This window comes from Streptomyces sp. NPDC055013 (assembly GCF_053608645.1).
Genome location: NZ_JBSGVW010000005.1, coordinates 39,208 through 64,788 on the forward strand (window position 1 = coordinate 39,208; position 25,581 = coordinate 64,788).

At 70.4% G+C, this 25,581-nt stretch carries 28 protein-coding genes and 1 pseudogene; 12 read left to right on the forward strand and 17 right to left on the reverse strand.

The window, feature by feature from the left end:
• Positions 1–7 precede the first annotated feature (7 nt).
• The 7 genes from thrC (at position 8) to ACWGDB_RS08265 (ending at position 8,208) form a co-directional block, all read left to right on the forward strand.
• A complete protein-coding gene (gene thrC / locus ACWGDB_RS08235; protein ID WP_453821683.1) occupies positions 8–1,294 on the forward strand; it encodes a threonine synthase in 1,287 nt (428 codons plus the stop codon).
• A gap of 47 nt (positions 1,295–1,341) precedes the next feature.
• Positions 1,342–1,617 (forward strand): MoaD/ThiS family protein, encoded by a 276-nt coding sequence (locus ACWGDB_RS08240; protein WP_148000006.1) that lies wholly within the window; start codon positions 1,342–1,344, stop codon positions 1,615–1,617.
• Positions 1,618–2,067: 450 nt separating this feature from the next.
• Positions 2,068–2,274 carry a cold-shock protein gene (locus ACWGDB_RS08245; RefSeq protein ID WP_007493268.1) on the forward strand — a complete coding sequence of 69 codons (207 nt, stop codon included), beginning with the start codon at positions 2,068–2,070 and terminating at the stop codon, positions 2,272–2,274.
• Between the two features lie 370 nt (positions 2,275–2,644).
• Positions 2,645–4,267, forward strand: coding sequence for a chaperonin GroEL (gene groL / locus ACWGDB_RS08250; RefSeq protein ID WP_269638490.1), 1,623 nt, complete (start codon positions 2,645–2,647; stop codon positions 4,265–4,267).
• A gap of 298 nt (positions 4,268–4,565) precedes the next feature.
• A complete protein-coding gene (locus ACWGDB_RS08255; RefSeq protein ID WP_453821684.1) occupies positions 4,566–5,693 on the forward strand; it encodes an NADH:flavin oxidoreductase in 1,128 nt (375 codons plus the stop codon).
• Between the two features lie 28 nt (positions 5,694–5,721).
• Positions 5,722–6,582 carry a metallophosphoesterase family protein gene (locus ACWGDB_RS08260; RefSeq protein ID WP_453821685.1) on the forward strand — a complete coding sequence of 287 codons (861 nt, stop codon included), beginning with the start codon at positions 5,722–5,724 and terminating at the stop codon, positions 6,580–6,582.
• Positions 6,583–6,732: 150 nt separating this feature from the next.
• Positions 6,733–8,208, forward strand: coding sequence for an MFS transporter (locus ACWGDB_RS08265; RefSeq protein ID WP_453821686.1), 1,476 nt, complete (start codon positions 6,733–6,735; stop codon positions 8,206–8,208).
• Positions 8,209–8,218: 10 nt separating this feature from the next.
• Here the strand turns inward: ACWGDB_RS08265 and ACWGDB_RS08270 are convergent, their stop codons facing one another.
• The 7 genes from ACWGDB_RS08270 to ACWGDB_RS08300 form a co-directional block, all read right to left on the reverse strand.
• A complete protein-coding gene (locus ACWGDB_RS08270) occupies positions 8,219–8,788 on the reverse strand; it encodes a hypothetical protein (protein WP_453821687.1) in 570 nt (189 codons plus the stop codon).
• A 31-nt stretch (positions 8,789–8,819) separates the two neighbouring features.
• Positions 8,820–9,071 carry a type II toxin-antitoxin system RelE family toxin gene (locus ACWGDB_RS08275; protein ID WP_453821688.1) on the reverse strand — a complete coding sequence of 84 codons (252 nt, stop codon included), beginning with the start codon at positions 9,069–9,071 and terminating at the stop codon, positions 8,820–8,822.
• The gene (locus ACWGDB_RS08280; protein ID WP_453821689.1) at positions 9,068–9,343 is read right to left on the reverse strand and encodes a type II toxin-antitoxin system Phd/YefM family antitoxin; all 276 of its coding nucleotides are present in this window, start codon (positions 9,341–9,343) and stop codon (positions 9,068–9,070) included. The genes ACWGDB_RS08275 and ACWGDB_RS08280 overlap by 4 nt, the downstream gene beginning before the upstream one ends.
• A gap of 50 nt (positions 9,344–9,393) precedes the next feature.
• On the reverse strand, positions 9,394–10,266 hold the full coding sequence (locus ACWGDB_RS08285; RefSeq protein WP_453821690.1) for a hypothetical protein: 873 nt from the start codon (positions 10,264–10,266) through the stop codon (positions 9,394–9,396).
• 231 nt (positions 10,267–10,497) lie between these two features.
• Positions 10,498–11,031, reverse strand: coding sequence for a DinB family protein (locus ACWGDB_RS08290; protein WP_453821691.1), 534 nt, complete (start codon positions 11,029–11,031; stop codon positions 10,498–10,500).
• A 26-nt stretch (positions 11,032–11,057) separates the two neighbouring features.
• Complete coding sequence (locus tag ACWGDB_RS08295) at positions 11,058–11,318, reverse strand: DUF397 domain-containing protein (protein ID WP_453821692.1); 261 nt, start codon at positions 11,316–11,318, stop codon at positions 11,058–11,060.
• Positions 11,302–12,141 carry a helix-turn-helix domain-containing protein gene (locus ACWGDB_RS08300; RefSeq protein ID WP_453821693.1) on the reverse strand — a complete coding sequence of 280 codons (840 nt, stop codon included), beginning with the start codon at positions 12,139–12,141 and terminating at the stop codon, positions 11,302–11,304. Before ACWGDB_RS08300 ends, ACWGDB_RS08295 begins: the two co-directional genes overlap by 17 nt.
• A 116-nt stretch (positions 12,142–12,257) precedes the next feature.
• On the opposite strand from ACWGDB_RS08300, the gene ACWGDB_RS08305 reads away from it, so the two are divergent.
• On the forward strand, positions 12,258–12,647 hold the full coding sequence (locus ACWGDB_RS08305; RefSeq protein WP_453821694.1) for a hypothetical protein: 390 nt from the start codon (positions 12,258–12,260) through the stop codon (positions 12,645–12,647).
• 39 nt (positions 12,648–12,686) lie between these two features.
• Here the strand turns inward: ACWGDB_RS08305 and ACWGDB_RS08310 are convergent, their stop codons facing one another.
• The 4 genes from ACWGDB_RS08310 to ACWGDB_RS08325 form a co-directional block, all read right to left on the reverse strand.
• Positions 12,687–13,220 (reverse strand): DinB family protein, encoded by a 534-nt coding sequence (locus ACWGDB_RS08310; RefSeq protein ID WP_453821695.1) that lies wholly within the window; start codon positions 13,218–13,220, stop codon positions 12,687–12,689.
• Positions 13,221–13,241: 21 nt separating this feature from the next.
• Complete coding sequence (locus ACWGDB_RS08315; protein ID WP_453821696.1) at positions 13,242–14,108, reverse strand: aldo/keto reductase; 867 nt, start codon at positions 14,106–14,108, stop codon at positions 13,242–13,244.
• 43 nt (positions 14,109–14,151) lie between these two features.
• Positions 14,152–15,099 (reverse strand): N-acetylmuramic acid 6-phosphate etherase, encoded by a 948-nt coding sequence (gene murQ / locus ACWGDB_RS08320; protein WP_453821697.1) that lies wholly within the window; start codon positions 15,097–15,099, stop codon positions 14,152–14,154.
• 82 nt (positions 15,100–15,181) lie between these two features.
• Positions 15,182–16,102 carry a MurR/RpiR family transcriptional regulator gene (locus tag ACWGDB_RS08325; RefSeq protein WP_453821698.1) on the reverse strand — a complete coding sequence of 307 codons (921 nt, stop codon included), beginning with the start codon at positions 16,100–16,102 and terminating at the stop codon, positions 15,182–15,184.
• Positions 16,103–16,165: 63 nt separating this feature from the next.
• Between ACWGDB_RS08325 and ACWGDB_RS08330 the strand changes: the two genes are divergently transcribed.
• Both ACWGDB_RS08330 and ACWGDB_RS08335 read left to right on the forward strand, forming a co-directional pair.
• Complete coding sequence (locus ACWGDB_RS08330) at positions 16,166–16,564, forward strand: hypothetical protein (protein ID WP_453821946.1); 399 nt, start codon at positions 16,166–16,168, stop codon at positions 16,562–16,564.
• Complete coding sequence (locus tag ACWGDB_RS08335; protein WP_453821699.1) at positions 16,561–16,830, forward strand: DUF4031 domain-containing protein; 270 nt, start codon at positions 16,561–16,563, stop codon at positions 16,828–16,830. The genes ACWGDB_RS08330 and ACWGDB_RS08335 overlap by 4 nt, the downstream gene beginning before the upstream one ends.
• Before the next feature lie 40 nt (positions 16,831–16,870).
• Here the strand turns inward: ACWGDB_RS08335 and ACWGDB_RS08340 are convergent, their stop codons facing one another.
• From ACWGDB_RS08340 to ACWGDB_RS08355, 4 genes are all read right to left on the reverse strand, one after another.
• Positions 16,871–17,344, reverse strand: a complete 474-nt coding sequence (locus ACWGDB_RS08340) for a carboxymuconolactone decarboxylase family protein (RefSeq protein ID WP_453821700.1) — start codon at positions 17,342–17,344, stop codon at positions 16,871–16,873.
• Between the two features lie 86 nt (positions 17,345–17,430).
• Positions 17,431–17,868, reverse strand: coding sequence for a PPOX class F420-dependent oxidoreductase (locus tag ACWGDB_RS08345; RefSeq protein WP_453821701.1), 438 nt, complete (start codon positions 17,866–17,868; stop codon positions 17,431–17,433).
• 40 nt (positions 17,869–17,908) lie between these two features.
• Positions 17,909–19,027 (reverse strand): GNAT family N-acetyltransferase, encoded by a 1,119-nt coding sequence (locus ACWGDB_RS08350; RefSeq protein ID WP_453821702.1) that lies wholly within the window; start codon positions 19,025–19,027, stop codon positions 17,909–17,911.
• A gap of 28 nt (positions 19,028–19,055) precedes the next feature.
• On the reverse strand, positions 19,056–19,718 hold the full coding sequence (locus ACWGDB_RS08355) for an HD domain-containing protein (RefSeq protein WP_453821703.1): 663 nt from the start codon (positions 19,716–19,718) through the stop codon (positions 19,056–19,058).
• 422 nt (positions 19,719–20,140) lie between these two features.
• Here ACWGDB_RS08355 and ACWGDB_RS08360 point away from each other — a divergent pair.
• Positions 20,141–20,413, forward strand: a pseudogene (locus tag ACWGDB_RS08360) (maleylpyruvate isomerase family mycothiol-dependent enzyme); the annotation flags it as partial.
• A 99-nt stretch (positions 20,414–20,512) separates the two neighbouring features.
• Entirely contained in the window at positions 20,513–21,208 is a 696-nt protein-coding gene (locus ACWGDB_RS08365; protein WP_453821704.1) for a copper homeostasis protein CutC, read from the forward strand.
• A gap of 51 nt (positions 21,209–21,259) precedes the next feature.
• Here ACWGDB_RS08365 and ACWGDB_RS08370 read toward each other — a convergent pair whose 3' ends face one another.
• Positions 21,260–25,102 carry an nSTAND1 domain-containing NTPase gene (locus ACWGDB_RS08370; protein ID WP_453821705.1) on the reverse strand — a complete coding sequence of 1,281 codons (3,843 nt, stop codon included), beginning with the start codon at positions 25,100–25,102 and terminating at the stop codon, positions 21,260–21,262.
• The gene (locus ACWGDB_RS08375) at positions 25,099–25,470 is read right to left on the reverse strand and encodes a hypothetical protein (RefSeq protein ID WP_453821706.1); all 372 of its coding nucleotides are present in this window, start codon (positions 25,468–25,470) and stop codon (positions 25,099–25,101) included. Before ACWGDB_RS08375 ends, ACWGDB_RS08370 begins: the two co-directional genes overlap by 4 nt.
• Positions 25,471–25,581: the final 111 nt, after the last annotated feature.

A 25,581-nucleotide genomic window follows, 5' to 3' on the forward strand; every position in this document is an offset into this window, starting at 1 on the left:
GCCTCACATGGCTGTGCAGACTGTTGCAAGCACCACCGACTCCACCGTAGACCTTGGTCCCGCCGCGGCGCTGTCCTGCCGCGAGTGCGGTCACCGGGTACCCCTCGGACCGGTCTTCGCGTGCGAGGAGTGTTTCGGCCCGCTGGAGATCGCGTACGACTTCTCGGCCTACGACACCGAGGAGCTCCGCAAGCGCATCGAAGCGGGCCCCGCGAACATCTGGCGTTACGCCCCCCTGCTGCCCGTCCCCGCGGACGTGGCCACCAAGCCGAACATCAACCCCGGCTGGACCAAGCTCGTCCAGGCCGACAACCTCGCGAACGAGCTCGGCGTCGACGCCGGCAAGCTGTTCGTCAAGGACGACTCCGGCAACCCGACGCACTCCTTCAAGGACCGCGTCGTCGCCCAGGCGATCGAGGCTGCGCGCGCCTTCAACTTCACCACCCTCTCCTGCTCCTCCACCGGCAACCTCGCCGGCGCGGTGGGTGCCGCCGCCGCCCGCGCCGGCTTCCGGTCCTGCGTGTTCATCCCGCACGACCTGGAGCAGGGCAAGGTCGTCATGGCCGCGGTCTACGGTGGCGAGCTCGTCGGCATCGAGGGCAACTACGACGACGTGAACCGTTTCTGCTCCGAGCTGATCGGCGACCCGGCCGGTGAGGGCTGGGGCTTCGTCAACGTCAACCTGCGGCCGTACTACGCCGAGGGCTCCAAGACCCTGGCGTACGAGATCTGCGAGCAGCTCGGCTGGCAGCTGCCGGACCAGCTGGTCGTGCCGATCGCCTCCGGCTCGCAGCTCACGAAGATCGACAAGGGTCTGCAGGAGCTGATCAAGCTCGGGCTCGTCGAGGACAAGCCGTACAAGATCTTCGGCGCGCAGGCCGAGGGGTGCTCGCCGGTGTCGACCGCGTTCAAGGCGGGCCACGACGTCGTCCGGCCGCAGAAGCCGAACACCATCGCCAAGTCGCTGGCGATCGGCAACCCGGCCGACGGTCCGTACGTCCTGGACATCGCCCGCCGCACGGGTGGTTTCGTGGAGGACGTGACGGACGAGCAGGTCGTCGACGCGATCAAGATCCTCGCCCGGACGGAGGGCATCTTCGCGGAGACCGCGGGCGGGGTGACCGTGGGTGTCACGAAGAAGCTGATCGAGAGCGGTGTGCTGGACCCGAGCCTCACGACTGTCGTGCTCAACACCGGCGATGGGCTGAAGACGTTGGACGCGGTGGCCGGTACTGGGCTGACTGCGACGATTCGTCCCAACCTGGACTCGTTCCGCGAGGCCGGTCTCGTCTGAGAAGCCCCGTCCCACCGAACTTGCACACTGACCGGAGGTCACACCGTATGAGCGTCAACGTCCGCATCCCCACCATCCTGCGCACCTACACGGGTGGCCAGGCCGAGGTCGCCGCCGAAGGTGCCAACCTCGGCGAGGTCATCGCCGACCTGGAGAAGAACCACACCGGGATTGCCGCCCGGGTTCTCGACGACCAGGGCAAGCTGCGTCGGTTCGTCAACGTGTACGTCAATGACGACGACGTCCGTTTCGAGCAGGGTCTGGAGACCGCGACTCCGGACGGTGCCGGCGTCTCCATCATTCCGGCCGTCGCGGGTGGCTGACAGGCTGACCGAATGACCGATCATTACCATCGGTAACACCGGTTACCAAGAGTTCATCGAATTGCCCCCTCCGTGAGAGAAGCGGAGGGGGCAATTCTGTGTGGTTGAGCGAGGTACAGTTGGGGAACGTGCCGCCGATCCACTGGTCGGCCGCCCTTGATTTCTGCCGCAAGCCCGACAAGAAGTAGCCAAAGTGTGTGGGTTTTTTGCGGCTTTTCTTCCGTATGCCGGGTCCGACTTGACCTGAAGTCAGCGGAATTGTCCCCACATTCCCGACCGGTCGTGCCCGGATTTCTCGTCCGATTGACCTGTTGCAGACGGCAGTTGGGCAGATACATTCAGCCGCGGTCGACGCGTTCCGGCGCACGCCCCCGACCGATGGGGGGTGAGGTCTGACCCGGATCCGCGAAGTGTGGATCTGTGCAAGGGCCAGTAATAGGGGAGTTAGGCATGGCTCAGGGCACCGTCAAGTGGTTCAACGCGGAGAAGGGGTACGGCTTCATCGCGGTCGACGGTGGTGCGGATGTTTTCGTCCACTACAGCGCGATCCAGATGGACGGTTACCGCACCCTGGAGGAAGGCCAGCGGGTCGATTTCGAGATCTCGCAGGGCCAGAAGGGGCCGCAGGCGGACATGGTTCGTCTGGCCACCGGCTGAAGCACGCGTCGACTAACAGCAGCGACGTTCTTCTTCGAAGGGCTCGCACCTCCCGGGGTGCGGGCCCTTCGCCATGTCCGGGTCCGTCCGGGTCCTGTCCGGGGCCTGCCCGGGTCCGGCCCCGGCCCCGCCGCCCCTGTTCGCGCACCGCAGAGCGCGCCGCCCGATACCCGAGAGCCGCTTGCACTCGCCTACCCCGAGTGCTAATCATTGGCGTTAGCACTCTGAAGGTGAGAGTGACAAAGAAGGACCGGGTCGGTGAGGCCCGCAGGCCGGGTGGGGCAAGGAACCACGAGGCATGTGAGCCGTCCGTCGCGGGCGCGGGCGCGGTCCGAAGGAATCACCCCCAGTCCTGGAGGGACCACTTCACATGGCCAAGATCATCGCGTTCGACGAGGAGGCGCGGCGCGGCCTCGAGCGCGGCATGAACCAGCTCGCGGACGCCGTCAAGGTGACGCTCGGCCCCAAGGGTCGCAACGTCGTCCTCGAGAAGAAGTGGGGCGCCCCCACGATCACCAACGATGGTGTCTCCATCGCCAAGGAGATCGAGCTCGAGGACCCGTACGAGAAGATCGGCGCCGAGCTGGTCAAGGAAGTCGCCAAGAAGACGGACGACGTCGCCGGTGACGGTACGACCACGGCGACCGTTCTCGCCCAGGCCCTCGTCAAGGAAGGCCTGCGCAACGTAGCCGCCGGCGCCAACCCGATGGCCCTCAAGCGCGGCATCGAGCGCGCCGTCGAGGCCGTCTCCGCCGCCCTGCTGGAGCAGGCGAAGGACGTCGAGACCAAGGAGCAGATCGCCTCCACGGCCTCCATCTCCGCCGCCGACACCCAGATCGGCGAGCTCATCGCCGAGGCGATGGACAAGGTCGGCAAGGAAGGCGTCATCACCGTCGAGGAGTCCCAGACCTTCGGTCTGGAGCTGGAGCTCACCGAGGGTATGCGCTTCGACAAGGGCTACATCTCGGCGTACTTCGCCACCGACATGGAGCGGATGGAGGCGTCGCTCGACGACCCGTACATCCTGATCGCCAACTCCAAGATCGGCTCCGTCAAGGACCTGCTCCCGCTCCTGGAGAAGGTCATGCAGTCGGGCAAGCCGCTGCTGATCATCGCCGAGGACGTCGAGGGCGAGGCCCTGTCGACCCTGGTCGTCAACAAGATCCGCGGCACCTTCAAGTCCGTCGCCGTCAAGGCCCCGGGCTTCGGTGACCGCCGCAAGGCGATGCTGAACGACATCGCCATCCTCACCGGTGGCGAGGTCATCTCCGAGGAGGTCGGTCTCAAGCTCGAGAACACCTCCCTGGACCTCCTGGGCAAGGCCCGCAAGGTCGTCATCACCAAGGACGAGACCACCATCGTCGACGGTGCCGGCTCCTCCGAGCAGGTCGCGGGCCGCGTCAACCAGATCCGCGCCGAGATCGAGAACAGCGACTCGGACTACGACCGCGAGAAGCTGCAGGAGCGCCTGGCGAAGCTCGCCGGCGGTGTCGCGGTCATCAAGGCCGGTGCCGCCACCGAGGTGGAGCTCAAGGAGCGCAAGCACCGCATCGAGGACGCCGTGCGCAACGCCAAGGCGGCCGTCGAGGAGGGCATCGTCGCCGGTGGTGGCGTGGCCCTGCTCCAGGCCTCCGCGGTCTTCGAGAAGCTGGAGCTGGACGGCGACGAGGCGACCGGCGCCAACGCCGTGAAGCTCGCGCTGGAGGCCCCGCTGAAGCAGATCGCCGTCAACGGTGGTCTCGAGGGCGGCGTCGTCGTCGAGAAGGTGCGCAACCTGGCCGTCGGCCACGGTCTGAACGCCGCGACCGGCGAGTACGTCGACATGATCGCCGAGGGCATCATCGACCCGGCGAAGGTGACGCGTTCCGCGCTGCAGAACGCCGCGTCGATCGCCGCGCTGTTCCTCACCACCGAGGCCGTCATCGCCGACAAGCCGGAGAAGGCCGCCGCGCCTGCCGGTGGCGGTATGCCGGGCGGTGACATGGACTTCTGATCGACCTCGGGGGCTTCGGTCTCCGGTTGATCAACGTCCTTCCCGAGGGCGGCACCTCCAGTTGCGATATTCGCGACAGGGGGTGCCGCCCTCGGTGCGTTGGCGGGTGCGGGTGGGGCGTGGCTGGTCGCGCAGTTCCCCGCGCCCTTGAAAGAAGGGGCGTCCCCGCGCGCCCTCGCAGAACCGAGCCCCTCCCTGGGAATGCGAAGCCTCACACCCACCGTTGCTTAATGAGGTGCAACAATGCGTGTGCACATACTGACCGGTATAGGCAGACCCCTTCCCCAGGAGCCCCTACGTGACCGTCACCCAGCCCACCGCCTCCCGTGCGGCCCAGATCCTGTCCCGGCCGACCGTGATCAACGGTCTGACCGTCCCCAACCGCATCGCGATGGCGCCGATGACGCGGATGTTCTCCCCGGGCGGCGTGCCCGGTGAGGATGTCGTGTCGTACTACGCGCGCCGCGCCGCCGCGGGCGTCGGTCTCATCGTCACCGAGGGCACGTACGTCGGGCACGACTCGGCCGGGCAGAGCGACAGGGTGCCGCGCTTCCACGGTGCGGAGCAGCTGGCGGGGTGGGCGAAGGTCGCCGAGGCCGTGCATGCGGCGGGCGGCACGATCGTGCCGCAGCTGTGGCACATCGGCATGGTGCGCAAGCAGGGCCAGCCGCCCTACGCCGAGGCCCCCGCCGTCGGCCCCTCGGGCCTGCGCATCGGCGCCGATGAGCCCACCGGCAAGGCGATGACCCAGAGCGACCTGGACGACGTGATCGGCGCCTTCGCCCAGGCCGCCGCGGACGCCGAGCGCATCGGCCTCGACGGCGTGGAGATCCACGGCGCCCACGGCTACCTCGTCGACCAGTTCCTGTGGGGCGGCACCAACCGCCGCACCGACGCGTACGGCGGTGACCCGGTCGCCCGTACGAAGTTCGCGGCGGAGATCGTGGCCGCCGTACGCGAGAAGGTCTCCGCGGACTTCCCGGTCATCTTCCGCTACTCGCAGTGGAAGCAGGAGGCCTACGACGCCCGGCTCGCCGAGACCCCCGAGGAGCTGGAGGCCATCCTCGCCCCGCTCGCCGCGGCCGGCGTCGACGCCTTCCACGCCTCCACCCGCCGCTACTGGGTCCCGGAGTTCGACGGCTCCGACCTCAACCTCGCCGGCTGGACGAAGAAGCTGACCGGCAGGCCCACCATCAGCGTCGGCTCGGTCGGCCTGGACGGCGAGTTCCTGGGCGCGTTCGCCGGCCAGGGCTCCGGGGTCAAGGGCATCGACGATCTGCTGGACCGTCTGGAGGCGGAGGAGTTCGACTTCGTCGCCGTCGGCCGGGCGCTGCTCCAGGACCCCGAGTGGGCGGCGAAGGTGCTGGGCGGCCGCTTCGAGGAGCTGGCGCCGTATGACGCGGCGTCGCTGAAGACCCTGAGCTGAGGCCCAACCAGCCGCTACTGTCGGAGAGATGAGGATCCTTCATCTCTCCGACACCCATATCGAACGGGCCGACGCCCCCAACGCATACGGCGTCAATGCCACCGACTCGCTCCGCCTGATGCTCGCCGAGCTGAGGCATGTGCGGGGCGTCGACGCGATCGTCGTCACGGGGGACATCGCGGACGACGGTGCGGTGGAGGCGTATACGGCCGTGAAGGAGCTCGTGGGCGAGTTCGCCCGCGGCCTGGGCGCGCCCGTGTTCTACACCACCGGCAACCATGACGAGCGCGGCGCCTTCGGGAAGGTGTTGGGCAGCGGCCACCCGGAACCGGCGGTGGTCCTGGAGTCCGAGGCGGGGGAGCGGGCGGCCGTGAGCACCGTCGGCGGCCGGCGGTTCATCACGCTGGACTCGCTGGTGCCGGGGAAGGTGTACGGCCGTCTGAGCGCGGCACAACTCGACTGGCTGAAGGCTGTGTTGAGCACTCCGGCCGAGCAGGGCACCGTCCTCGCCCTCCATCACCCACCGATCGCCCTCGACATCTCGGCGACCCAGCCGCACTTCGGCCTGCGCGACCCGGCCGAGCTCGCGACGGCGATCCGGGGCAGTGACGTACAGGTCGTCCTGACCGGGCACTACCACCTCCAGCTCCTCGGCTTCCTGGCCGCGGTGCCGGTCTGGGTCACCCCTGGTGTCGTGAACCGCATCGACCTCACGGCGGCGCCCGGCACGGAACGCGTGGTGCGCGGGGCCTCTGCCTCGCTGGTGGAGCTGGGCGGGGCGGAAGGGCCGCTGTTCCACACCTTCCATGCACGCGATCCCCGGGCGCACGAGACGGTGTACGAGTTGGACGAGGAGCGGACGCGGGCGTTCGTGGAGCGGGGGGCCTGAGCCGGGTGCCCGCCTGACCTGGGTGATCCGAGGCGATCTCGGGCGGTCCGGGGCGTGACCTGCATCCCTTGAGTAAGTCAATCAACTGACTTAAGGTTGCCTTGGTCAATTACGTACCTTTCACGTTCGTACGCCGACGGAGGCCCCGCCATGTCCCACGCCCCTGCCCCTGCCGCCGAGGCCGGGGGCGGTGCCCCGCCGAGGCCTAACGCCGTGGTGGCGGTACTGGCCTTCGCCGGGATCGTCGTCTCGCTGATGCAGACCCTGGTCATCCCGATCGTCCCCGAGCTGCCACGCCTGCTCGACGCGCCGGCCTCGGACACCGCCTGGGCGGTCACCGCGACGCTGCTCGCCGCCGCCGTCGCCACGCCGGTGATGGGGCGGCTCGGCGACATGTACGGCAAGCGGCGGATGCTGCTGGTCAGCGTCGTGCTGCTGGTGACCGGTTCCGTGGTCTGTGCGCTGAGCGACGCGCTGGTCCCGATGATCGTCGGACGGGCGTTCCAGGGCCTGGCCTCCGGTGTGATCCCGCTCGGCATCAGCATCATGCGCGACGAACTCCCCGCCGAGCGTCTCGGCTCCGCGACCGCCCTGATGAGCGCCTCCCTCGGCATCGGCGGCGCGCTCGGGCTGCCCGCCGCGGCGCTCATCGCGGACAACTTCGACTGGCACATGCTGTTCTGGACGTCGGCCGGCATGGGTGTCGTGGCGCTGGTGTGCGTGGTGCTGTTCGTGCCCGAGTCGAAGGTGCGCACCGGCGGGCGCTTCGACCTGGTGGGCGGCACAGGGATGGCGGCCGGACTGATCTGCCTGCTCCTCGGCATCTCCAAGGGCGCCGACTGGGGCTGGACCAGCGGTACGACACTCGGTCTCTTCGTGGCGGCCGTCGTCGTCCTGGTGGCCTGGGGCCGGTGGGAGCTGCGTACCGAGCAGCCGCTGGTGGATCTGCGGACGACCGCCCGGCGTCAGGTGCTGGTGACCAACCTGGCCTCGATCGCGGTGGGCTTCGCCATGTTCGCGATGAGCCTCGTCATCCCGCAGCTCCTCCAGCTCCCCGCGCAGACCGGCTACGGCCTCGGCAAGTCGATGCTGGTCGCGGGCCTGTGCATGGCCCCGTCCGGTCTGGTGATGATGGCGACGGCACCGGTGTCGGCGGCCATCTCGCGGGCCAAGGGCCCGAAGGTCACGCTGATGATCGGCGTGCTGATCGTCGCCGTGGGCTATGGCCTCAACATCGTCCTGATGTCCGAGGTCTGGCACTTCGTCCTGGTCGCCTGCATCATCGGCGCCGGCGTCGGGTTCGGCTACGGCTCGATGCCCGCCCTCATCATGAGCGCCGTGCCCGCGTCGGAGACGGCCGCCGCGAACAGCCTCAACACGCTGATGCGCTCCCTCGGAACGTCCACGGCGAGCGCCGTCGCGGGCGTGATCCTCGCCCAGATGACGACGGACCTCGGCGGGTACGCCCTCCCGTCCGAGAACGGCTTCAAGGTGGTCCTGGCGGTGGGCGCCGGGGCGGCGTTGCTGGCGTTCGTGGTGGCGTCGTTCATTCCGAAGGCGGAGCCGGCCGCCGTCGAGGAGCCCGTGGCGCAGGCGGCGGCGCCGACGGGAGCGGCGGCCAAGTAGTGGCCGCCGGCTACAGGTTGCCCAGCGGCTCGATGTCGACCTTCACCGGCGTGCCCCACACGCGCAGCACCTCGTAGTCGGTGAACTCGTGCACGAGCCGGTAGGCCATGGCGGGGCGCGGCCCGCGACGCTGGGCGGCGATGTACAGCTCGGCCTCCCGGCGGTCGCGGCGCGGCGTGCCGCACAGCTGCCACTCCTGCCCGTTCCACAGCTCCGGCAGCCAGCGCTGCTGGGGCTGGGGGCGGTCGCCGCGGACGCCGTAGCGGGACGGGGCGGTGTCGGAGGGGCGCGGTGCCGCGGGACCACCGTTGTACTCGGCCCGGCGGGCGGCCCGGCGGCGGGTCTCGCAGAGCAGGCAGAGGTCCTGGGCGTTCTCGTCGACCGGGCCGTTCGGGTGCTCCGGGCAGCGGGTGGTGGGGGCGGCACCGGTGACGCTCTCGTCGAGGAGGTCGAGGGCACGGCGGAGGTCGGCCTTGACCTCGTGGAGTCTGGCGTCCGGGGTGTCGGCGGTGAGGGCCTCGCCGTGCTCGCCGATGAGGCGGAGGGCTCGGCCCAGGGCGGTGAGCTGGGCGTGGTTCATGGAGTGGCTCCGGGGCTTGCGGGGGCCTTGGTCAGGTGCTGCGGCCGACCTTCAGCACGTGGATGGTGACGGTGTCGCCGTCCGGGTGGTAGAGGACACGCCAACTTCCCACATGTAAGCGGTAGTAGCCGGAGGCGCCCAGGGCGCGGGCTGCCTTTGGGCTGGGGTCGTCGCCGAGTGCGCGGACCGCTGCGGCAGTCGCCTTGGCACCGATGGGGTCGATGGCACGGAGCCGACGGAACTCGTTCATGGCGTGGTGTTCCCACACCACCGTGTAGGTCACGAAGCGACCTCTCGCCGGTCCTCTTCCTCCAGTTGTGCCATGAACTCGTCGTGGATCATCGACGGGCCGGACGGAGCTGCTTCACGCGCCTTCGCTTCGGCGATGTCGGCCTCGTCGCGCAGTCGCTGCAGCTCTTCCAGTTCGCTTATCGGGATGAGGGCGGCGGCGGGCTTGCCGTATTCGGTGATCAGGATGTGTTCCTGGCCGTGTCGGACCCGGCCGACCAGTTGACCGAGCTGGTTGCGGGCTTCCACGAGGGGGTAACGATCCATGGGAAAACTGTACACACCTGCTGGTGTGTGCAGTGGATTCCGGGTGTTCGTCACAGGCGTGCCTCCTGTCGGCGTTGGGACATCGCGGCACGGATTTCCGCCGCGTGGGCTTGGATGGCGGAGGCGCGCAGGGGTGCGTTGTCGTGGCCCGAGGCGCGTTCGCCCCGGCACGCTCCGCAGGTGCCGCCCGGCAAGGCCTCCGGGCGGCCGGGGACTCCGCACTTCGCGCACTCCAAGACCCGGAGGGGTGGGCGTGGGGCGGCTCTCTCCGGCGGGAGTTTGGTGGTGAGTCGGTTGTGGATCAGGGCCGCCGGGTGGTGGACCGGGGTGGGGAGCCCGGCCGTCAGGGCGCGGAGTACGTCCGCGTCGGTGGCGCCTCGGGCGTACCAGTCGGTGACCAGCGGGGCGAGGCGCGCGCAGTCGGCCTCCGAGAGGGAGAGGGCCGGGGTCTCGCGGCCGAGGGCGGCGAGCAGGATGTGTGCGCGGGAGCGGGTCGGGCGGGGGCCGTGGTCCGGGGGCTCCTGCGGTACGTCGCCCCGGGTGAACGTCGCCCACCAGCCGTCGTCGCGCGCGGTACGGGTGAACCACGATCGGGTGATCCATCGCGAGCTGCCCTGACCGGTGATCCGTTCACGGCCCCGGCGCAAGTGGCCTGCCCGCTGAAGGTTGTTGAGGGCGGTACGGAGTGCGCACTGTCCGTACGGGAGCTGCTTGGCCAGCGTTTTTACGGAGATGTCGGCGCCGTCGGGGAGGCGGTCGATGTACGCGGCGATGGCGGCTTCGCGGGGTGGGAGGGCGGCGAAGTCGTGGTTCGTGCGGGGGTGTTGGTCGGGGGCGGAGCGTTTGCCGTAACCCGGGTTGGCCATCGGGTGCGGGGAGGCGTGCGCGGGCGGGGAGGCAGCACTAAGCTTGGCTTCAGCCATGCGATCGAACTTGTCCTTCGATCTCGTAGGTCAAGCCCCCGCAGGTGTTGGTAGCACCTGGCGGGGGCTGTTCGTTATGCGGGCACGCTAGACGATCGTCACCGTGCGTGGCAAACCGGATGCGTCAAGTCAACTCGCCGGGTGGGAGGGTGGGTTGAGGCCCTCCAACCATTCCTTGAAAAGAGGGCTCGGGGCTGGCCGCTTGAGCTTCGGGCCGACTCTGGCGGTACGTCAGCCCATGCTCTTCGCGCCGTCCAGGGCCTCGCGGACGATGTCGGCGTGGCCGGCGTGCTGGGCCGTCTCCGCGATGATGTGCAGCAGGACCCTGCGGACCGACATTCGAGCCCCGGGCTCAGTCCACGGAGCCTTGGGCAGCGGATGGGTGACGTTCAGGTCGGGCAGGGCTGCGACCAACTCGTCCGTCCGGTGGGCCACTTCCTCGTACGCCGCCAGGACGCCTTCCAGCGTCTCGCCGGGCAGCATCCGGAACTCGTCGGCCCGCTTGGCCCAGTCGGCCTCGGTCATGGCGGTGAAGTCGGGCATCGCCGACGGGCCGTCGAGGATGAAGTCCGCCCAGTGCCGCTCCACCGACGTGACGTGCTTGACCAGACCGCCGAGGCACAGCTCGCCGGCCGTGGTCCGCTGTCCCGCCTGTTCGTCTGTGAGGTCGCGGGTGGTGAAGCGCAGGAAGTGCCGGTGCTTGGCCAGCGCCTCCAGGAGGTCGGCGCGCTCGTCGGTGACGGTTTCGTTCGTGGTCTCCATCATGAGACCTACGGTAGGAATCCTCTAGGTCAGTTTCTGACCGCGTTGACGAACGCCGCCCAGGCGGAGGCTCGGAACACGAGCTTCGGGCCGTGGGGGTTCTTGGAGTCGCGGACGGGGATAAGGGCGGGGTGGCCGTCGGCTACTTCGAGGCAGTCGCCGCCATCCCCGCCGCTGTACGTCGACTTGCGCCAGCGGGCGACCTCCAGGCAGTCGCCGCCGCTGCCGCCGCTGTGGCTGGACTTGTGCCAGGTGGCTGTGCTCAGGTCGTAGTCAGGGATGTTCCTCATGGGTGTAATCCTGGGCCAACGCCTCGATGAGGGCTAGGGACTTCTCCGGCGAGTGTGCGGAGGCTGCGAGGAGCTCGAAGGTGAACCTCAAGTGGGCGACGGTGGCCGGGTCGTCCTCCAGCCGTCCCGTGCCGACACCCTCGAAGTACACCAGCGGAGGGGCGTCCTCGAAGTCCATTAGCTTCAGGGGGCCCTGCATCGCCATGTGCGCTCCCGCGCTGAAGGGCAGTACCTGCATAATGACGCGGCTCCGTCGGGCCAGGTCCGCGACGTGACGCAGGGCTTCCGCCATCACCGCTCGGCCGCCGGCCACCCTACGCAGTGCTGCCTCGTCAAGCACCGCCCACAACAACGGCTCTGTTGGATCATCGAGTAGACGGGTCCGCGCCATCCGGGCATCCACCCGCTCGTCGACGCTCTCCTCCGGCGCCGTTGGGCCGTATGCGCGAGTCACGGCCCGTGCGTACCCGCGCGTCTGGAGCAGCCCGGGGATCAGCATCGGCGCGTACATTCGGATGGCCACGGCCCCCGCCTCCGCCTCCGCCGCCTCCGCGAAGTGCTCGGGATAGCGGGACTTGGCCGTGGCCTTGCAGTTCCGCTGGAAGAAATCCCCCGTCCCCAGCACCTCGTCCAGCACCCGCGCCTGTTCCGGCTGGATCCGCCGCGTCCCGGCCTCCAGTTGTCCGACGAACGAGCCGCTCGCGAACAGCGGTTGGCCCAGCTGCTCCTGGCTCAGCCCCGCCTTCTCGCGTGCGTGTCGCAGCTCCGCCCCCAGCAGGGCCCGCGGCGATGACGACGGGTCGAGGTCCTTCGGTCCTGGCATGTGCAACTCCCGGTCCACCGGACGTGGTTGTTGGGACGTCCCGTATGGCCAGGTTAGGCACACGACCGACACGCTGTGTTGCGAATCGCAAACTCAGCGTGGACGTGGAGGCAAGGGTGCGGTCGACCGAAGAAGTCGTGGTGTCCCTGAGGGAGGCCCTGGTGGGCGCCGGCGTTGTACTGCCGTCTCTGTGCGTGGATCCGGTGACCGGCGCCGGTGACGAGCCGTTCCCGCTCGTGGATCTCGGGCGCTGCAACGTCCGTGTCGCCGAGAAGCTCGCCTCCGTGGTGCGCGGGGAGCGGCCGGTGGTCGGCAGTCATGCCGTGGACGCGCGGGACGGGCGGATCGGCGAGGTCAGGGGGCGCGTGGGCGGCAGGGTGCAGTTGCGGCCCGTCGGGGGTGGGCGGGAGTGGGATTGTCCTAAGGAGACGTTGGAGGCCGCACCGCGGGCGGAGGTGTTGCGGGCGCAGGTTCAGAGCGTCAACCGGGAGGGCCGACTGCCCTGAACCAGCCGCGGTGCGACCACGTACACGTACCCGGTCCGGTCAGCCCATGCTCTTCTGGCCGTCCAGCGACTCCCGGATGATGTCGGCGTGGCCGGAGTGCTGGGCCGTCTCGGCGATGATGTGCAGAAGCACCCTGCGGGCCGACCAGCGGGCGCCGGGCTCGAACCACGGGGCCTTGGGGAGCGGGTGGGAGGCGTTCAGGTCGGCGAGCTTGGCGACCAGCTCGTCGGTGCGGTGGGCCACTTCCTCGTACGCCGCCAGTACGCCTTCCAGCGTCTCGCCGGGCAGCATGCGGAAGTCGTCCGCCCGTCGGGCGTAGTCGGCCTCGGTCATCGAGTCGAAGTCGGGCATCGCCGACGTCCCCTGCTCGATGAAGTTCGCCCAGCCCCGTTCCGTCGACGTGACGTGCTTGATCAGGCCGCCGAGGCACAGCTCGCCGGCCGTGGTCCGCTGTCCCGCCTGTTCGTCGGTGAGGTCGCGGGTGGTGAAGCGCAGGAAGTGCCGCTGCTTGGCCAGCGCCTCCAGGAGGTCGGCGCGCTCGTCGGTGACGGTGTTGTTCGTGGTCTCGGTCATGGGACTCACGTTAGGAACCATTTAGGTCAGATGCTGTCCGCCTTGCCCGGAGGGAGCGGACTTCCGCGTCAGACGGTCGTACTGGTCCGGGGTGAGCTGTACGGCGGCGGCGCCCACGTTCTCCTCCAGGTGCGCGATGCTGGTCGTCCCCGGGATGGGGACGATCACCGGGGAGTGGGCGAGGAGCCAGGCGAGGACGACCTGCGTCGGGGTGGCGTCCAGTTCCTTTGCCACCGCGGCGATTTCGGCCTTCGCCCCCGACTGTCCGGCGGCGACCGGCCGCCAGGGCAGGAAGGCGATGCCCGCCTTCTCGCAGGCCTTGAGTACGGACTCGTGCTCGCGGTCGAGGAGGTTGTACCGGTTCTGGACGCTCGCGATGTCGACGACGGTCCGGGCCTCCGCCAGCTCGGCGGCCGTGACCTCGGACAGGCCGATCCGGCCCACCTTGCCCTCGGCGCGCAGGTCGCGCAGCGCGCCGAGCTGGTCGGGGAGCGGTACGCCGGGGTCGAGCCGGTGGAGCTGGAGCAGCTCGATGCGGTCGAGGCGGAGGCGGCGCAGGGCCTCGTCGACCTGTTCGCGCAGGTCGTCGGGCGCGCCCGCGTGCCGCCAGCCCTCGCCCGAGGTGGTCTGGCGGAACCCGACCTTCGTGGCGATCACGAGGTCGGCCGGGTACGGGTGCAGGGCCTCGGCGAGCAGATCCTCGTTCGCTCCCCAGCCGTACAGGTGCGCCGTGTCGATCAGCGTGACGCCCAGTTCGACGGCCCGCCGGGCGACCGCGAGGTGGGCGGCCCGGGCCTCGTCGGTCTCCGGCCGCAGATGCATGGCCCCGAACCCGAGTCGTCGTACTTCCAGATCGCCGCCGATGCGGAACGTCTTCGGTGCCGTCATGTGGCCGCGCTAACAGGGGAGTTGATACGGCCGACGGGTCCGGTCAGCGGTCCTGCGCCCGCCCGCCCGCGCTCATCGCCGCCCGCAGATGACCCTTCGCACCGTCGAGAAGCCCGGTCGCCGTCGGCCCGTCCACGTCCGCCAGGAGGATCAGGATCGCCGTCTTCACCTCGCCGCCCGCCTCGGTCAGGGCACGCTCGATGTCTGCGTCGTCGGCGCCCGTGGCCAGGGCGACGATGCGGCGGGAGCGGGCTCGTAGCTTGTCGTTGGAGGCTCGGACGTCGACCATCAGGTTTCCGTAGGTCTTGCCCAGGCGGATCATCGTGATCGTCGAGAGCATGTTGAGGACCAGCTTCTGGGCCGTGCCCGCCTTCAGGCGGGTCGAGCCGGTGAGGAGTTCCGGGCCCACGACGATCTCGATGCCGTGCTCGGCGGCCGCCGCCAGGGCGCTGGCCGGGTTGCAGGACAGGCCGATCGTCAACGCACCCTGTGTGCGGGCGTGTTCCACCGCGCCGATCGCGTACGGCGTGCGTCCGGAGGCGGAGATGCCGACCACCGTGTCGGTGGGGGTGAGCGCGAGGGCGTCGAGGTCGGTGCGGGCCAGGTCCTTGGAGTCCTCGGCGCCCTCGACCGAGACGACCATGGCCTCGGGGCCGCCCGCGATGAGGCCGACGACCTGGGAGGGGTCGGTGTTGAAGGTGGGCGGGCACTCGGAGGCGTCGAGCACACCGAGGCGCCCGGCGGTGCCCGCGCCCGCGTAGATGAGGCGGCCGCCCTGGGCCATCCGTTCCGCGACGGCGTCGATGGCGGCGGCGATCTCGGGGAGGCGCTGCGCGACGGCGGTGGGCACGGCCGCGTCCTCGCCGTTCATGAGCCGGGCGATGTCCAGGGTGGGCAGACGGTCGATCTCGGCGAGCTCGGGGCGGAACGCCTCGGTGGTCAGGGTCTCCAACTCGGCGCGGAGATCACGGGGGTTGGATGGAGAGGTCATGGCGGAGGCGGCTCTTTCCAGTTTCCGGTGTGCTGTTCCGGCCCAAAGGCAAAGGGTGGTGGGGAACCGTCGGGCCCACGGTCTATCTGCGGTGCCGGTGCGCCAACGCCTCGTAGGACGCGGCCAGCGCGGGCGCCGCCGTGTCGTAGGTCCGCTGCGCCACCCCCACGAACAGGCAGTCCACCACAAGCAGCTGACTGGTCCGGGACGACATCGCCGCCGGCCGCAGCTCGCTCTCCCGCGCCGTGGACGTCGTGAGGATGTGATCGGCGTACTGGGTGACGGCCCCGTCCGGGCGCCCGGTGATCGCGACGGTCGTCGCCCCGTGCTCGAACGCCACGCGCAGCGGCTCTATGACGTCCCCGGTCGACCCGGAGTGGGTGATGGCGATCGCCACGTCACCCGCGCGCAGCTGCACCGCGTTCGTCACGGCGAGGTGCGGATCGCTGTGCGCGTGGGCTATGAGCCCTATCCGCAGCAGCTTCTGGACGAGGTCCTGGGCGACCAGCCCGGACGCCCCGACGCCGTACACGTCGATCCGGCGGGCGGCGGCGGCAGCCGATACGGCCGCTCCGAGCTGGGCGGTGTCGAGGCCGGCGGCCGTGTCGGCGAGGGTCTGTTGCTCGTCGTAGGCGAGTTTGGCCACCACGTCCGCGATCGGGTCGTCCACCGCGATGTCGGTCGTTATGGCGGGGGCGCGGCCCGACTGCTGCTGGGCGGCGAGGCCGGCGAGGGCGAGGCGCAGATCGCGGTAGCCGGGGTAGCCGAGAAGGCGGGCGGTGCGCACGACGGTGGCCTCGCTGGTGCCGGTGAGTTCGGCCAGGCCGGTGACCGTGAGGGCGGCGCATCCCGCCGGATCGTTCGCGACCGCTTCGGCGACGCGCTGCATGGAGCGGGTCATCGACGGGGCGAGCGTGCGCACCTTGGCCGCGAGGGCGGCGGGCGCCGGGGCCGGACCGGTCGGCCCCGCACGCCCGAAAGTTTCCTTCACGTCATTGGTCACCTTTGAAAAATATTTCCACCCCGTGCCGTGGTCAAGAGTGCGCACAATAGGACCATGGAACCCATCAGTCCGCTCAGCCCGCTGGAACAGGCCCTGCACACGGCCCGCGCCCTCGTGCTCGCCGACCTGGTCGCGGGCGAGGTCGCCGAGGCGGACGTCGTGTCGCTGGTCGAGGAGTCGGTCGTACAACGGCGTTGGTGGGTGGAGCAGTGGCCGGACGGCGTGGAGTTCGTGGCCGGGCTGGTCGCCCAGGACGTGCAGGACGGGCTGCTGGACCGGTTCGGGCGCTGGCCGTTGTGCCCGGTGTGCGGCGCCGGCGATCCGCATGCGCTGGAGGTCGAGCCGGAGCTGGGCCCAGATCCGTACTGGGTGTGCCACAAGGCGGGTGTGAAGGTCGCGGCGGTGGGGTCGCTGGGGGCGGCGGGCGCGGGCGGGGCGCGGCCCTCGGGAGAGAGCGCGTGACGATCTACATCGACCCGCCGACCTGGCCGGGGCACGGTCGGATGTGGTCGCACCTCGTGAGCGACCTGTCGTACGACGAACTGCACGCGTTCGCAGACGGTTTGGGCGTACCGAGGCGGGCCTTCGAGCGGGACCACTACGACGTCCCGTCCCACCGCTATGCCGACGCGGTGCGGGCGGGTGCCGTGGAGGTCAGCAGTCGTGAGGTGGTGCGGCTGCTGCAGGGGGCGGGGTTGCGCAGGCCGAAGGGGCGGGGGGCGGGCTGACGCCCCCTGACCGCCCCTGGGCCGGCGGGACGGGTCCCGGCTACGCGAACTGGCCGGGCTGGTAGTCGCCGGCGGGCTGCTGGATGAGGACGTTCATCCGGTTGTAGGCGTTGATGAGGCCGATCAGGAACACCAGAGAGGCGAGCTGATCCTCGTCGTAGTGCTTGGCGGCGTTGTCCCAGACCTCGTCCGAGACCCCGCCGGCCGCGTCCGCGATGCGCGTGCCCGCCTCCGCCAGCTCGAGGGCGGCGCGCTCGGCCTCGGTGAAGCAGGTGGCCTCGCGCCAGGCCGCGACCATGTTGAGGCGCAGCCAGTCCTCGCCCGCGGCGACGGCGTCCTTGCTGTGCATGTCGGTGCAGAAGCCGCAGCCGTTGATCTGGCTGGCGCGGAGCGTCACCAGGTGCTGGGTGGTGACCGGCAGTGTCGAGTCGTGCACCACCTTGCTCGCCGAGGTGATGTGCTTGATGATCTTGCCGGCGCTGGGGATTCCGAAGATGTTCAGTCGGGCGCTCATGGCCAACTCCCTTGCCGTTCGTCGGTGGTTACACAGCTATGACGGACCGGCGCGGAGGGATGTGACATGCGTGAGTGTGACCTGGATCACGGCTGAGGGGGTGGGGTGGAGTGCTCTGCTCGACGCATGGGGTACCAGGACTCCCCGGCCGGCGAGGGCGGGTCCGACAGGTTCCAGCTCCATGACAGCGTCGGCGTGATGCGCAGGTAGTGGCCGGGTCCCACCATGCCGACCCGCTCCACGGGACCGTCCGCGACGCCGTACACCCGGATGCCGCGGGCGATGAACGGCTCGACGGAGACCATGTCGTCCACGACGAAGGCCACCTTGTCCCGGCCACGGGCGACATTGCGGAACTTGCGGGTGCCGAGGACCTCCTCGCCGGGGCCGCCCACCCAGAAGTGGGTCCCGTCGAACTCCAGGGCCACCGGCACCACGTCGGGCTGCTCGTCCGCGCAGAGGCTGGCGAGACGGGCCAGAGGGTTCGAGGTGAGGTAGGCGATCTCCTCGGCGGTGAACGACATGGCGGCTCCCTGCGGCGGTGCGGGTCGGCTCCGGCCCAGGCTAGGCGGCCGAGGGGTGCCCGCGACGGACGTAGAGCCGCAGGGAGTGGTCCATGTCGTGCTGCTCCTGGACCGCCCGCTCCTCCTCGGCGGTCGTGCGTACGTATCCGGCGCGGGAGACGACGCGCTGTGACGGGACGTTGTCGTCGTCGATTGCCGCGCGAAGAAGGCGTACGTCGTCCCGGGCCAGGGCCCACTCGGACAGCGCGCTCAGCGCCTCGCTCGCGTAGCCGCGTCCGCGGACGCCCTCCACGAGGTCGTAGCCGACCTCTGCCGTGCCGTCCTCGCCGGGGGTGCCGTGAAAGCCGATGCCGCCCACCGCGAGGCCGTCCTCCCGCCGTACCAGGACGAACAGGCCGAACTCGGGGCGGTGCACCCCCTCCTCGTACGCCTTCGACGTCATTCCGGCGGCCTCCCGGGTCCCCTCGAAGGGGCCGCCGACGACCCATGTGAACCCGCCGTCGCCGCCCGCGCTCAGGTCGGCGGCGGCCGCGGGCGTGACGCCCTGGAGGGTGAGACGGTCGGTGGGGAGGACGAGGTTGTTGCGCCAGCGCCACTCGGTGACCGGCGCGCGGCCGGGCAGGTCGCCACGGCCGGTGGCCCAGAGCAGCGTGCGCCAGGGGTCGGAGCCGGGCCGGACGTGCGGAAAGATCGTCGTGAGGACGAACCCGGGCAGTTCGGCGGGCGGTTCGTACGTCACCCCGAGTCCCTCGGCGATGTCGTGCGTGTGCAGCAGCACTTCGGTGACGCCCATCGCGGCGAAGCCCTCACGGTTCGCGCTGCGGAAGGGGTACGGGTGGAAGGCGCGGACCTCGCGGGGAGCGGTGCGGACGGCGGCGGTGAGGAGGGCGCCGGTCGTCTCGATGACGTGGATCAGCCCTTCGTTGCCGGTGCCCTCGTCGAGGCTGATCTCGAAGGGGACGTAGTCGTCCTGGGCGCGGCCGGCCAGGTTGGCGGCGTAGGCGATGAGGTCCTCGGCGATGTGGAACGCCGTCTCGTGGCAACTCCACTCCAGCCGACCGGCCTTCGCCCCGCCCCAGTCCCGGTCCACCGCCGTCCGCAGCAGCGCCACGCTGCTCGCCACGGCTTCCTGTACGCGTTCCCCGCCCATGTCTCGCATGCCGTGCAGGCTACGGCGGCGGGGCTCGTCAGAGCGACAGCATTTCCAGCTCGGCGGCGAGGTTGTAGCGGGCGGTGGCCTCCCACTTCTCCTTTCCGTACGGCGTGCTGAACAGGCTTGGCAGGTCCAGGAGTTGGCGCAGGATCGCGGCGCGGCCCTCGCGGAAGGCGACGTTCGGGACGAAGTGGTACTCCTCGCGGACGGCGGCCGTGTACGCGGCGTACACGGACGGCGGCGCCGCGAGGATCGCGAGGTCGGCGTCGCACATGACCTGGCCGTCGGGGTCGTCCGGCGCCGGGGCGTGGGTGACGGTGAGCCGGACGAGGCGGGCCACCTCGGCGGTCCGCTCCGCGGGGACACCGGCTTCCACGAGGGCGCGTTCGGCGAGGTGGGCCGAGCGCTCCTCGTTCTCCGAGCGGTCCGGGAGGTACACCGCGTCGTGGAACCAGGCGGCGAGCCGCACGACGTCCGCGTCGCGGGCGTGCCCCGCCAGCTCGTCGATGCGGTCCAGGACCGCGGTGAGGTGGGTGAGCGTGTGGTAGTGCCGCTGCGGTTCCTGCCAGCGGGTGAGGAGGCTTTCGGCGTAGGGGGCGGGATCGGGGGTGGTGGTGGGGGAGCGGGTCGCGTTCAGGGCTTGGGTGAAGCGGGTGCGGAGTTCTTTCAGGGCGGTGGGGGTGTGGAGGTCGGCCATGGGGTCATTGTTGCGGGGGCGGGGGTTTTCGGGGGGCGGGGGTGGTGGCGGTTGGTGTCGGGGTGCGGGTGGGTGGGGGCTGGTCGCGCAGTTCTCCGCGCCCCTGAGGGGGTTGCGGGTGGCGTGGCCGACCAGGGGCCCCGGGAGTCGGCGGGCGTAGGGACGGGAGGCCCGGGGGTGGTGGCGGTTGGTGTCGGGGTGCGGGTGGGTGGGGGCTGGTCGCGCAGTTCCTCGCGCCCCTGAGGGGGTTGCGGGTGGCGTGGCCGACCAGGGGCCCCGGGAGTCGGCGGGCGTAGGTACGGGAGGCCCGGGGGTGGTGGCGGTTGGTGTCGGGGTGCGGGTGGGTGGGGGCTGGTCGCGCAGTTCCCCGCGCCCCTGAGGGGGGTTGCGGGTGCCGTTGCCTGCAAGGGACCCGGGGCTCGGGGAGCCGGGGGGCGTATGGCGGGGCCGGGCTGTCGGATGCGCTGCGGCTGCTGGTCCGGTTGTCCCGGGAGCGGCGCGGCATCCCGCTCCATGCCGATCTTGACGACGTCGACGAGCCCCTGCGCGGGGGCGACCCGACGGCCCCGAGTCCCCCGGCGCGGTACATCGGGGACGCCGCCACCCTCGTACGGCTGTATGCGGGGCGGCCGGCGGAGGGGGCGTCGTACGAGCCGGCGGGGGCGGAGGCGGGGGAGCTGAACATCTTCGGGTGACCCTGATCGTCCTCGGGCGAGCCGCCACCCCGCTCCACCCCGTACTCTTGGATTGGACTAGACCTGTAGTCGTCGTCGAATGCCGAGGAATGGGGTCCCATGAGCAAGCGTGCAGTCCTGGAGGTGATCGCCCTCGGTGTCGAGGACGCGGTCGCCGCCCAGGCCGGGGGTGCGGACCGGCTCGAACTGGTCACCGACATGGCCGCCGACGGGCTCACCCCGCCGGTCGAGACCTTCGCCGGGATCCGGGCCGCCGTCGACATCGACCTGCGCGTGATGCTGAGGCTGGCGGACGGGTTCGCGGCGGGGGACGTCGACGAGGTGGTGCGACGGGCCCACGAGCTGCGGGACGCCGGGGCCGACGAGTTCGTGCTCGGGTTCCTCGATGCCGACGGCGGGCTGGACCTCGCGGCCGTCGAGCGGGTGGTGGGGGCCCTGGACGGGTGCCGGTGGACCTTCCACCGGGCGATCGACCGGGCCGGCGACAGGGATGCGTTGCGGAAGCAGCTGGACGGGATGCCGGGCTTGGACGCCTATCTCACGGCCGGGGCGGCGGCGGGGGTGGACGACGGGCTTCCTACGTTGCTTGCCGAGGCGGCGAGCAGCGGGGAGCCCGGTTACGAGCCGCGGATCATGGTGGGCGGCGGGCTGCGCCTCGACCACCTGCCGACGCTGCTGGCCGCCGGGATCGAAGCGTTCCACATCGGTGGGGCGGCGCGGCCCGGGGGCTGGTCGGAGCCGGTTTCGGCGGAGGCCGTGGGGGAGTGGCGAAGGACGGTGGATGCGGTTGGCTGACGGGCTGTCCCGCGACGTGGTGGTGTCTCCCTGACCGCTGTTCCCGGCAGGTCACCCCCGGGCGCACGGCGGGTCGTAGTCCAGCTGCTGCGGGATGTACTTGTCCCAGAGCGCGGGGGTCAGCAGGTTCCCGGTGGCTCGGCACACGTAGTCGACGGCGGCCTGGACGGACCAGGGCAGGATCCGCACCGTTGTCTCGCCCACGCCGACGATGAGGAAGCGCCCGTCCGGGGTGAACGCGAGGGCGTTGACGTAGTCCAAGGTGCCGGTCACCGGCCGTCCACTGGCCTGTGCGTGGCCTCGCTCGTCGACGTCCCACAGTCGGAGCGTCGTGTCGAAGCTGCCACTGACCAGGGTGCGCCCGTCCGGGCTGAAGGCCAGGGTGTAGGCGGTGCCCGTGTGACCCGAGAGCGGTGTGCCCGCCGGTGTGGGCCGGCCGCGCTCGGCGACGTTCCACAAACGGACGTCGCCGTCGTTGCCGGAGACAGCGAGGGTACGGCCGTCCGGGCTGAATTCGGCAGCCCTGAGCGCTTCCGGGCTGGCCTGAAGGGGGGTGCCCAGCGCGGTCGGCCGCGAGGGCACGGTGATGTCCCACAGGCGGAGGGTGCCGTTCTCAGCCACGGCTGCGAGCGTGCGGCCGTCCGGACCGATGGCGACGTTCCAGACTGGACCGGCGCGGGTCTCCAGCGGCGTTCCGAGGGATGTCGGGCGGGCTGGATCGGAGACGTTCCACAGGCTGACCGTGCCATCGGCGTTGGCGGCCACCAGGGTGCGGCCGTCCGGCGTGAAGTCGGCGTCCACGAAGCTGTTCCGAGGGTTGTGGAGCGGCCCGCTCAGCGGCTTGGGCCTGCCCGGTACGGTGACGTCCCACATCTGGACGTCCGGCCCGGCCGCGACGGCGAGCGTCTTTCCGTCGGGGCTGAAGGACACGTGGTTCACGTACCGCGTGTAGCCGCGGATCGACGCGCTGAGCGGGCGGGGGTCGGCCGGGTTCGCGAGGTCCCAGAGGCGGACGGTGTTGTCCTCGGAGCCCGAGGCGAGCAGACGGCCGTCGGGGCGCACGGCCACGGTGTCGACGAAACTCGTGTGTCCGGTCAGGATCGTGCGGGGAATCGTCCACAGGCGGACGGTGTGGTCGGCGCCCGCACTGGCCAGCATGGTTCCCTTCGGGTCGAAGGCCAGGGCCGATACATGTCCGGTGTGCCCGTTCAGGGGCTGGGTCAGGTTCCAGACCTTGCCCGGCGCCATTACGTTCCCCAGATGGATGGTGTTGTCGTCCCCGCCGTAGGCCATGAGGCGGCCGCTGCCCGAGAAGGCGACGGTGTTGACGGCGTTCGTACTGCTCTCCAGGCCCGGAAAGCGGTTCGGTTCGGCGGGGTCGGTGATGTCCCACAGGTGGGTGACGTGGTCGCTCCCGGCCGCGGCCAGGGTGCGGCCGTCGGGGCTGAAGACGACCGCCCGGACGGACCCCGGCCGCCCGGCCTTGAAGGCGATCTCGGACGTCCGGCCGACAGCCGACGGATGCCGCGGGTCCGTCACCCGCCACAAGCGCACGGTCGCATCGCTCCCGCCGGATGCCAGCAGCTTGCCGTCCGGGCTGAAGGCCACCCCGTTCACCTGGCCCGCGGCACCCTGGAACGGCTTGGCCAGGGGCTGGGGGCGTCGTGGATCGGTGATGTCCCACAGGTGGACGCGCCCCTTGTCGCCCGCCACGGCCAGGGAGTCTCCGTCCGGGCTGAAGGCGAGTGTCCTCAGGGCGCCGGCACCGTCACTGGCCGCCGTGCCCAAGCTGTCCGGGTGGCTGGGGTCACCGAGGTCCCACAGATGGACCGCGCCGTCGTCCCCTGTGCCGGCCAGAAGTTGTCCCTGAGGGCTGAAGGCGAGCGTCAGTATCGCGCCCTTGGGGCCACGCAGCGGATCGCCCAGGGGGGTCGGGTGACCCGCGCGGGCCGTGTTCCACAGCCTGACCGAGCCGTCGCTGCCGGCACTTGCCAGCACGCGTCCATCCGGGCTGAAGTCCACGGCGTTCACCCGGTCCGAGTGGCCGTTCAGTGCGGTGGCCAGCGGCACGTTCTGAGCGCTGAGCAGGTTCGTCTCTGTTGACGCGGCCGCTGACATCCGATGCGCCACGAGGTCCAGCTGGGCGGCCAGCGAAGCGTCCGTGGTGCGAGCCAGGTCGGCCTGGGCCCTGATCTCGCCGAGGATGGCGGTGTTGCGCTCCTGTTGTGCCGTATTGCGTTGCTGGAGCGCGAGGACGGCGGAAAGTGCTGCGAGGAGGGCCAGTATGGTCAGCCCGGCCACGACACCCTGACGGATCCGGCGCGTGCGGTGCCGTTGTCGGACCGAAGCCGAAACGAACGCGGACACGTCCGCATCGAGCTCGCCTGTCTCCTTGCCGTCCGCCAGGGCGCACGCCTCGTCCAGACGGTGGCCCCGGTACAGCAGCCCCGGGTCATGGTCGGCCTCCCGCCAAGCAGCGGCCGTGTCCTCCAGCCTCTGACGGGCCATGTAATGGGCGCGGTGGGCCTCGATCCACTGCCGCAACCGCGGCCAGGCTCGCAGCAGCACCTCGTGGGTGATGGTGACCGTGTCCTGCTCCCGGGTCAGCAGGCGTCCTCGGGTGAACGCCTCGACGACCTTGGCCGTCTCGTTGAAATACCGACCCTGGCCCGTAAGTTCGGCGTAGCGGACCGGGCGACGAGTGTCGTGGGTACCGTCTCCGAACTTGACGAGGTGTAGGAACACGTCTTGTGCCGCTCGCTGCGCCTGCGGGTCCAGCCGGTCGAAGCACCGGTCTGCCTCGGCTGTCACACTGTGCGCGATGCCGCCGGTTGACTCGTAGCCGTCCACCGTGAGGACATGGCCGGACCGGCACAGCCACGTGGCCCGCAGAGCGTGGGCGAGGAGTGGTAGCCGACCGATCTCGTAGGCGTCGGCCTCGTCCGTTTCTGGATGCGTGCCGCCCGGTTCCGCTGCGCCGAGGTCACGCAACAGGACAGGCAAGAGGCCCGGTTCGACGTCCAGGCCGACCGCGTGGGCGGGATGAAGGATCGCCTCGCGCACACCGGTCCGGGACAGCGGTCCCACGATCACCTGGTTGCGTTCCACCCCTTCGAGGAGCTGCGGATGGGCAGCGCAGTGGGTGTAGAAGTCCGAGCGCAGGCCGAAGACGACCAGGCCGACGGGTGGTTCGCCGGCCGGGCCCAGTTCCGCCAGCGGCAGGACCGCGTTCAGGAAGTCCTGCCGCTCCCGCTCGTCGGTGCACAGCGTGAACAGCTCCTCCAACTGGTCCACGACCAGCACCAAATGGGGTTCCGCGCTGGTTTCGCCGTCAACCGAGGCGAGTTCGCGCCGCAGCACGGCCGGCCGCCACACCGGTCCGCTTGCTCCGTTGCCCGATGCTCCCCGGGTCCTGGACGCCACCGTCGACAACTGAGCGTCGAGGGCAGCCATCGGATGCGCGGTCGGGGTCAGCCACAGGCTGGGCCAGTGAGACGAGCCCGGCAGGGCCCCCCGGGCCAGTTCGGGCAGGAGTCCCGCCCGGAGCAGCGACGACTTACCGGCTCCGGACGGTGCGACCACGACCAGTGCCCCGCCCACGGCGAGGCAGGCGTCCAGCCGAACCAGCAGCTTCGCCACGAGCGCGTCTCTCCCGAAGAACCACTGGGCCTGTTCGGCGCTGAAAGCGGCCAGTCCGGGATACGGACACTCCTGGGAGACCACGGTGGTCTGCACGCGATGTGCCGTGCGCACGCCGTCCTCGTAGTGAAGGTGCAGGTCGCGCTCGGACACGTACAGATCCCGGCGTGCCTGATAGATCCTGGCCCGGTCCGATGCGTGGGCCTCCTGGCGGATCGTCTCTCCGCGCGCGGGCTGTCGGTGGGCGGGAGTCATGACCCGTGGATGTTTTGGTCGCGCCCGGCCTGGTACACCCGGCCGTGTCCGGATGCCTCGGCCCGGAACTCATGTGATCCGGTACGGTCGCCGTCCTTGTGGCGCAGTAGCGGAGCGATCTCCTCGTCGATGAGTTGCCGCAGATCGTCCGCCAGTGCGGGTTCATCCCGCAGCAGTGCGGTCAGGCGGGAGCCCCAGGCCGCCACAAGGTGGGATTCCGCGTCGTCGTCCCCCGCCCGACGGGCCGTCAGCACGCGATTCCTGGACTCGACGAGCGCCGAGTCCACCCGGCTCGCTTGTCGGGGACGTATCCGACGCCACCAGGTGACGAAGGCCGCGCGGGCCTGCTGCCATGCGTCGGTGGTCATGGCCCCCACCAAGGCCGTGGCTGCCGACGATATGAGTGCATCCATCGTCATCAACCCCGTTTTGTCCCTCTTATTACCAATGTACTCGGTGAAGCTCTTTTCAGTGAGGGC

What these genes read in the sequence shown, in the direction of transcription:
- thrC (WP_453821683.1), top strand. Translation starts at nt 8, where the DNA reads ATGGCTGTGCAGACTGTTGCAAGCACCACCGACTCCACCGTAGACCTT.
- ACWGDB_RS08240 (WP_148000006.1), top strand. Translation starts at nt 1,342, where the DNA reads ATGAGCGTCAACGTCCGCATCCCCACCATCCTGCGCACCTACACGGGT.
- ACWGDB_RS08245 (WP_007493268.1), top strand. Translation starts at nt 2,068, where the DNA reads ATGGCTCAGGGCACCGTCAAGTGGTTCAACGCGGAGAAGGGGTACGGC.
- groL (WP_269638490.1), top strand. Translation starts at nt 2,645, where the DNA reads ATGGCCAAGATCATCGCGTTCGACGAGGAGGCGCGGCGCGGCCTCGAG.
- ACWGDB_RS08260 (WP_453821685.1), top strand. Translation starts at nt 5,722, where the DNA reads ATGAGGATCCTTCATCTCTCCGACACCCATATCGAACGGGCCGACGCC.
- ACWGDB_RS08265 (WP_453821686.1), top strand. Translation starts at nt 6,733, where the DNA reads ATGTCCCACGCCCCTGCCCCTGCCGCCGAGGCCGGGGGCGGTGCCCCG.
- ACWGDB_RS08270 (WP_453821687.1), bottom strand. Translation starts at nt 8,788, where the DNA reads ATGAACCACGCCCAGCTCACCGCCCTGGGCCGAGCCCTCCGCCTCATC.
- ACWGDB_RS08280 (WP_453821689.1), bottom strand. Translation starts at nt 9,343, where the DNA reads ATGGATCGTTACCCCCTCGTGGAAGCCCGCAACCAGCTCGGTCAACTG.
- ACWGDB_RS08285 (WP_453821690.1), bottom strand. Translation starts at nt 10,266, where the DNA reads ATGGCTGAAGCCAAGCTTAGTGCTGCCTCCCCGCCCGCGCACGCCTCC.
- ACWGDB_RS08290 (WP_453821691.1), bottom strand. Translation starts at nt 11,031, where the DNA reads ATGATGGAGACCACGAACGAAACCGTCACCGACGAGCGCGCCGACCTC.
- ACWGDB_RS08295 (WP_453821692.1), bottom strand. Translation starts at nt 11,318, where the DNA reads ATGAGGAACATCCCTGACTACGACCTGAGCACAGCCACCTGGCACAAG.
- ACWGDB_RS08300 (WP_453821693.1), bottom strand. Translation starts at nt 12,141, where the DNA reads ATGCCAGGACCGAAGGACCTCGACCCGTCGTCATCGCCGCGGGCCCTG.
- ACWGDB_RS08310 (WP_453821695.1), bottom strand. Translation starts at nt 13,220, where the DNA reads ATGACCGAGACCACGAACAACACCGTCACCGACGAGCGCGCCGACCTC.
- ACWGDB_RS08315 (WP_453821696.1), bottom strand. Translation starts at nt 14,108, where the DNA reads ATGACGGCACCGAAGACGTTCCGCATCGGCGGCGATCTGGAAGTACGA.
- murQ (WP_453821697.1), bottom strand. Translation starts at nt 15,099, where the DNA reads ATGACCTCTCCATCCAACCCCCGTGATCTCCGCGCCGAGTTGGAGACC.
- ACWGDB_RS08340 (WP_453821700.1), bottom strand. Translation starts at nt 17,344, where the DNA reads ATGAGCGCCCGACTGAACATCTTCGGAATCCCCAGCGCCGGCAAGATC.
- ACWGDB_RS08345 (WP_453821701.1), bottom strand. Translation starts at nt 17,868, where the DNA reads ATGTCGTTCACCGCCGAGGAGATCGCCTACCTCACCTCGAACCCTCTG.
- ACWGDB_RS08350 (WP_453821702.1), bottom strand. Translation starts at nt 19,027, where the DNA reads ATGCGAGACATGGGCGGGGAACGCGTACAGGAAGCCGTGGCGAGCAGC.
- ACWGDB_RS08355 (WP_453821703.1), bottom strand. Translation starts at nt 19,718, where the DNA reads ATGGCCGACCTCCACACCCCCACCGCCCTGAAAGAACTCCGCACCCGC.
- ACWGDB_RS08365 (WP_453821704.1), top strand. Translation starts at nt 20,513, where the DNA reads ATGAGCAAGCGTGCAGTCCTGGAGGTGATCGCCCTCGGTGTCGAGGAC.
- ACWGDB_RS08370 (WP_453821705.1), bottom strand. Translation starts at nt 25,102, where the DNA reads ATGACTCCCGCCCACCGACAGCCCGCGCGCGGAGAGACGATCCGCCAG.
- ACWGDB_RS08375 (WP_453821706.1), bottom strand. Translation starts at nt 25,470, where the DNA reads ATGACCACCGACGCATGGCAGCAGGCCCGCGCGGCCTTCGTCACCTGG.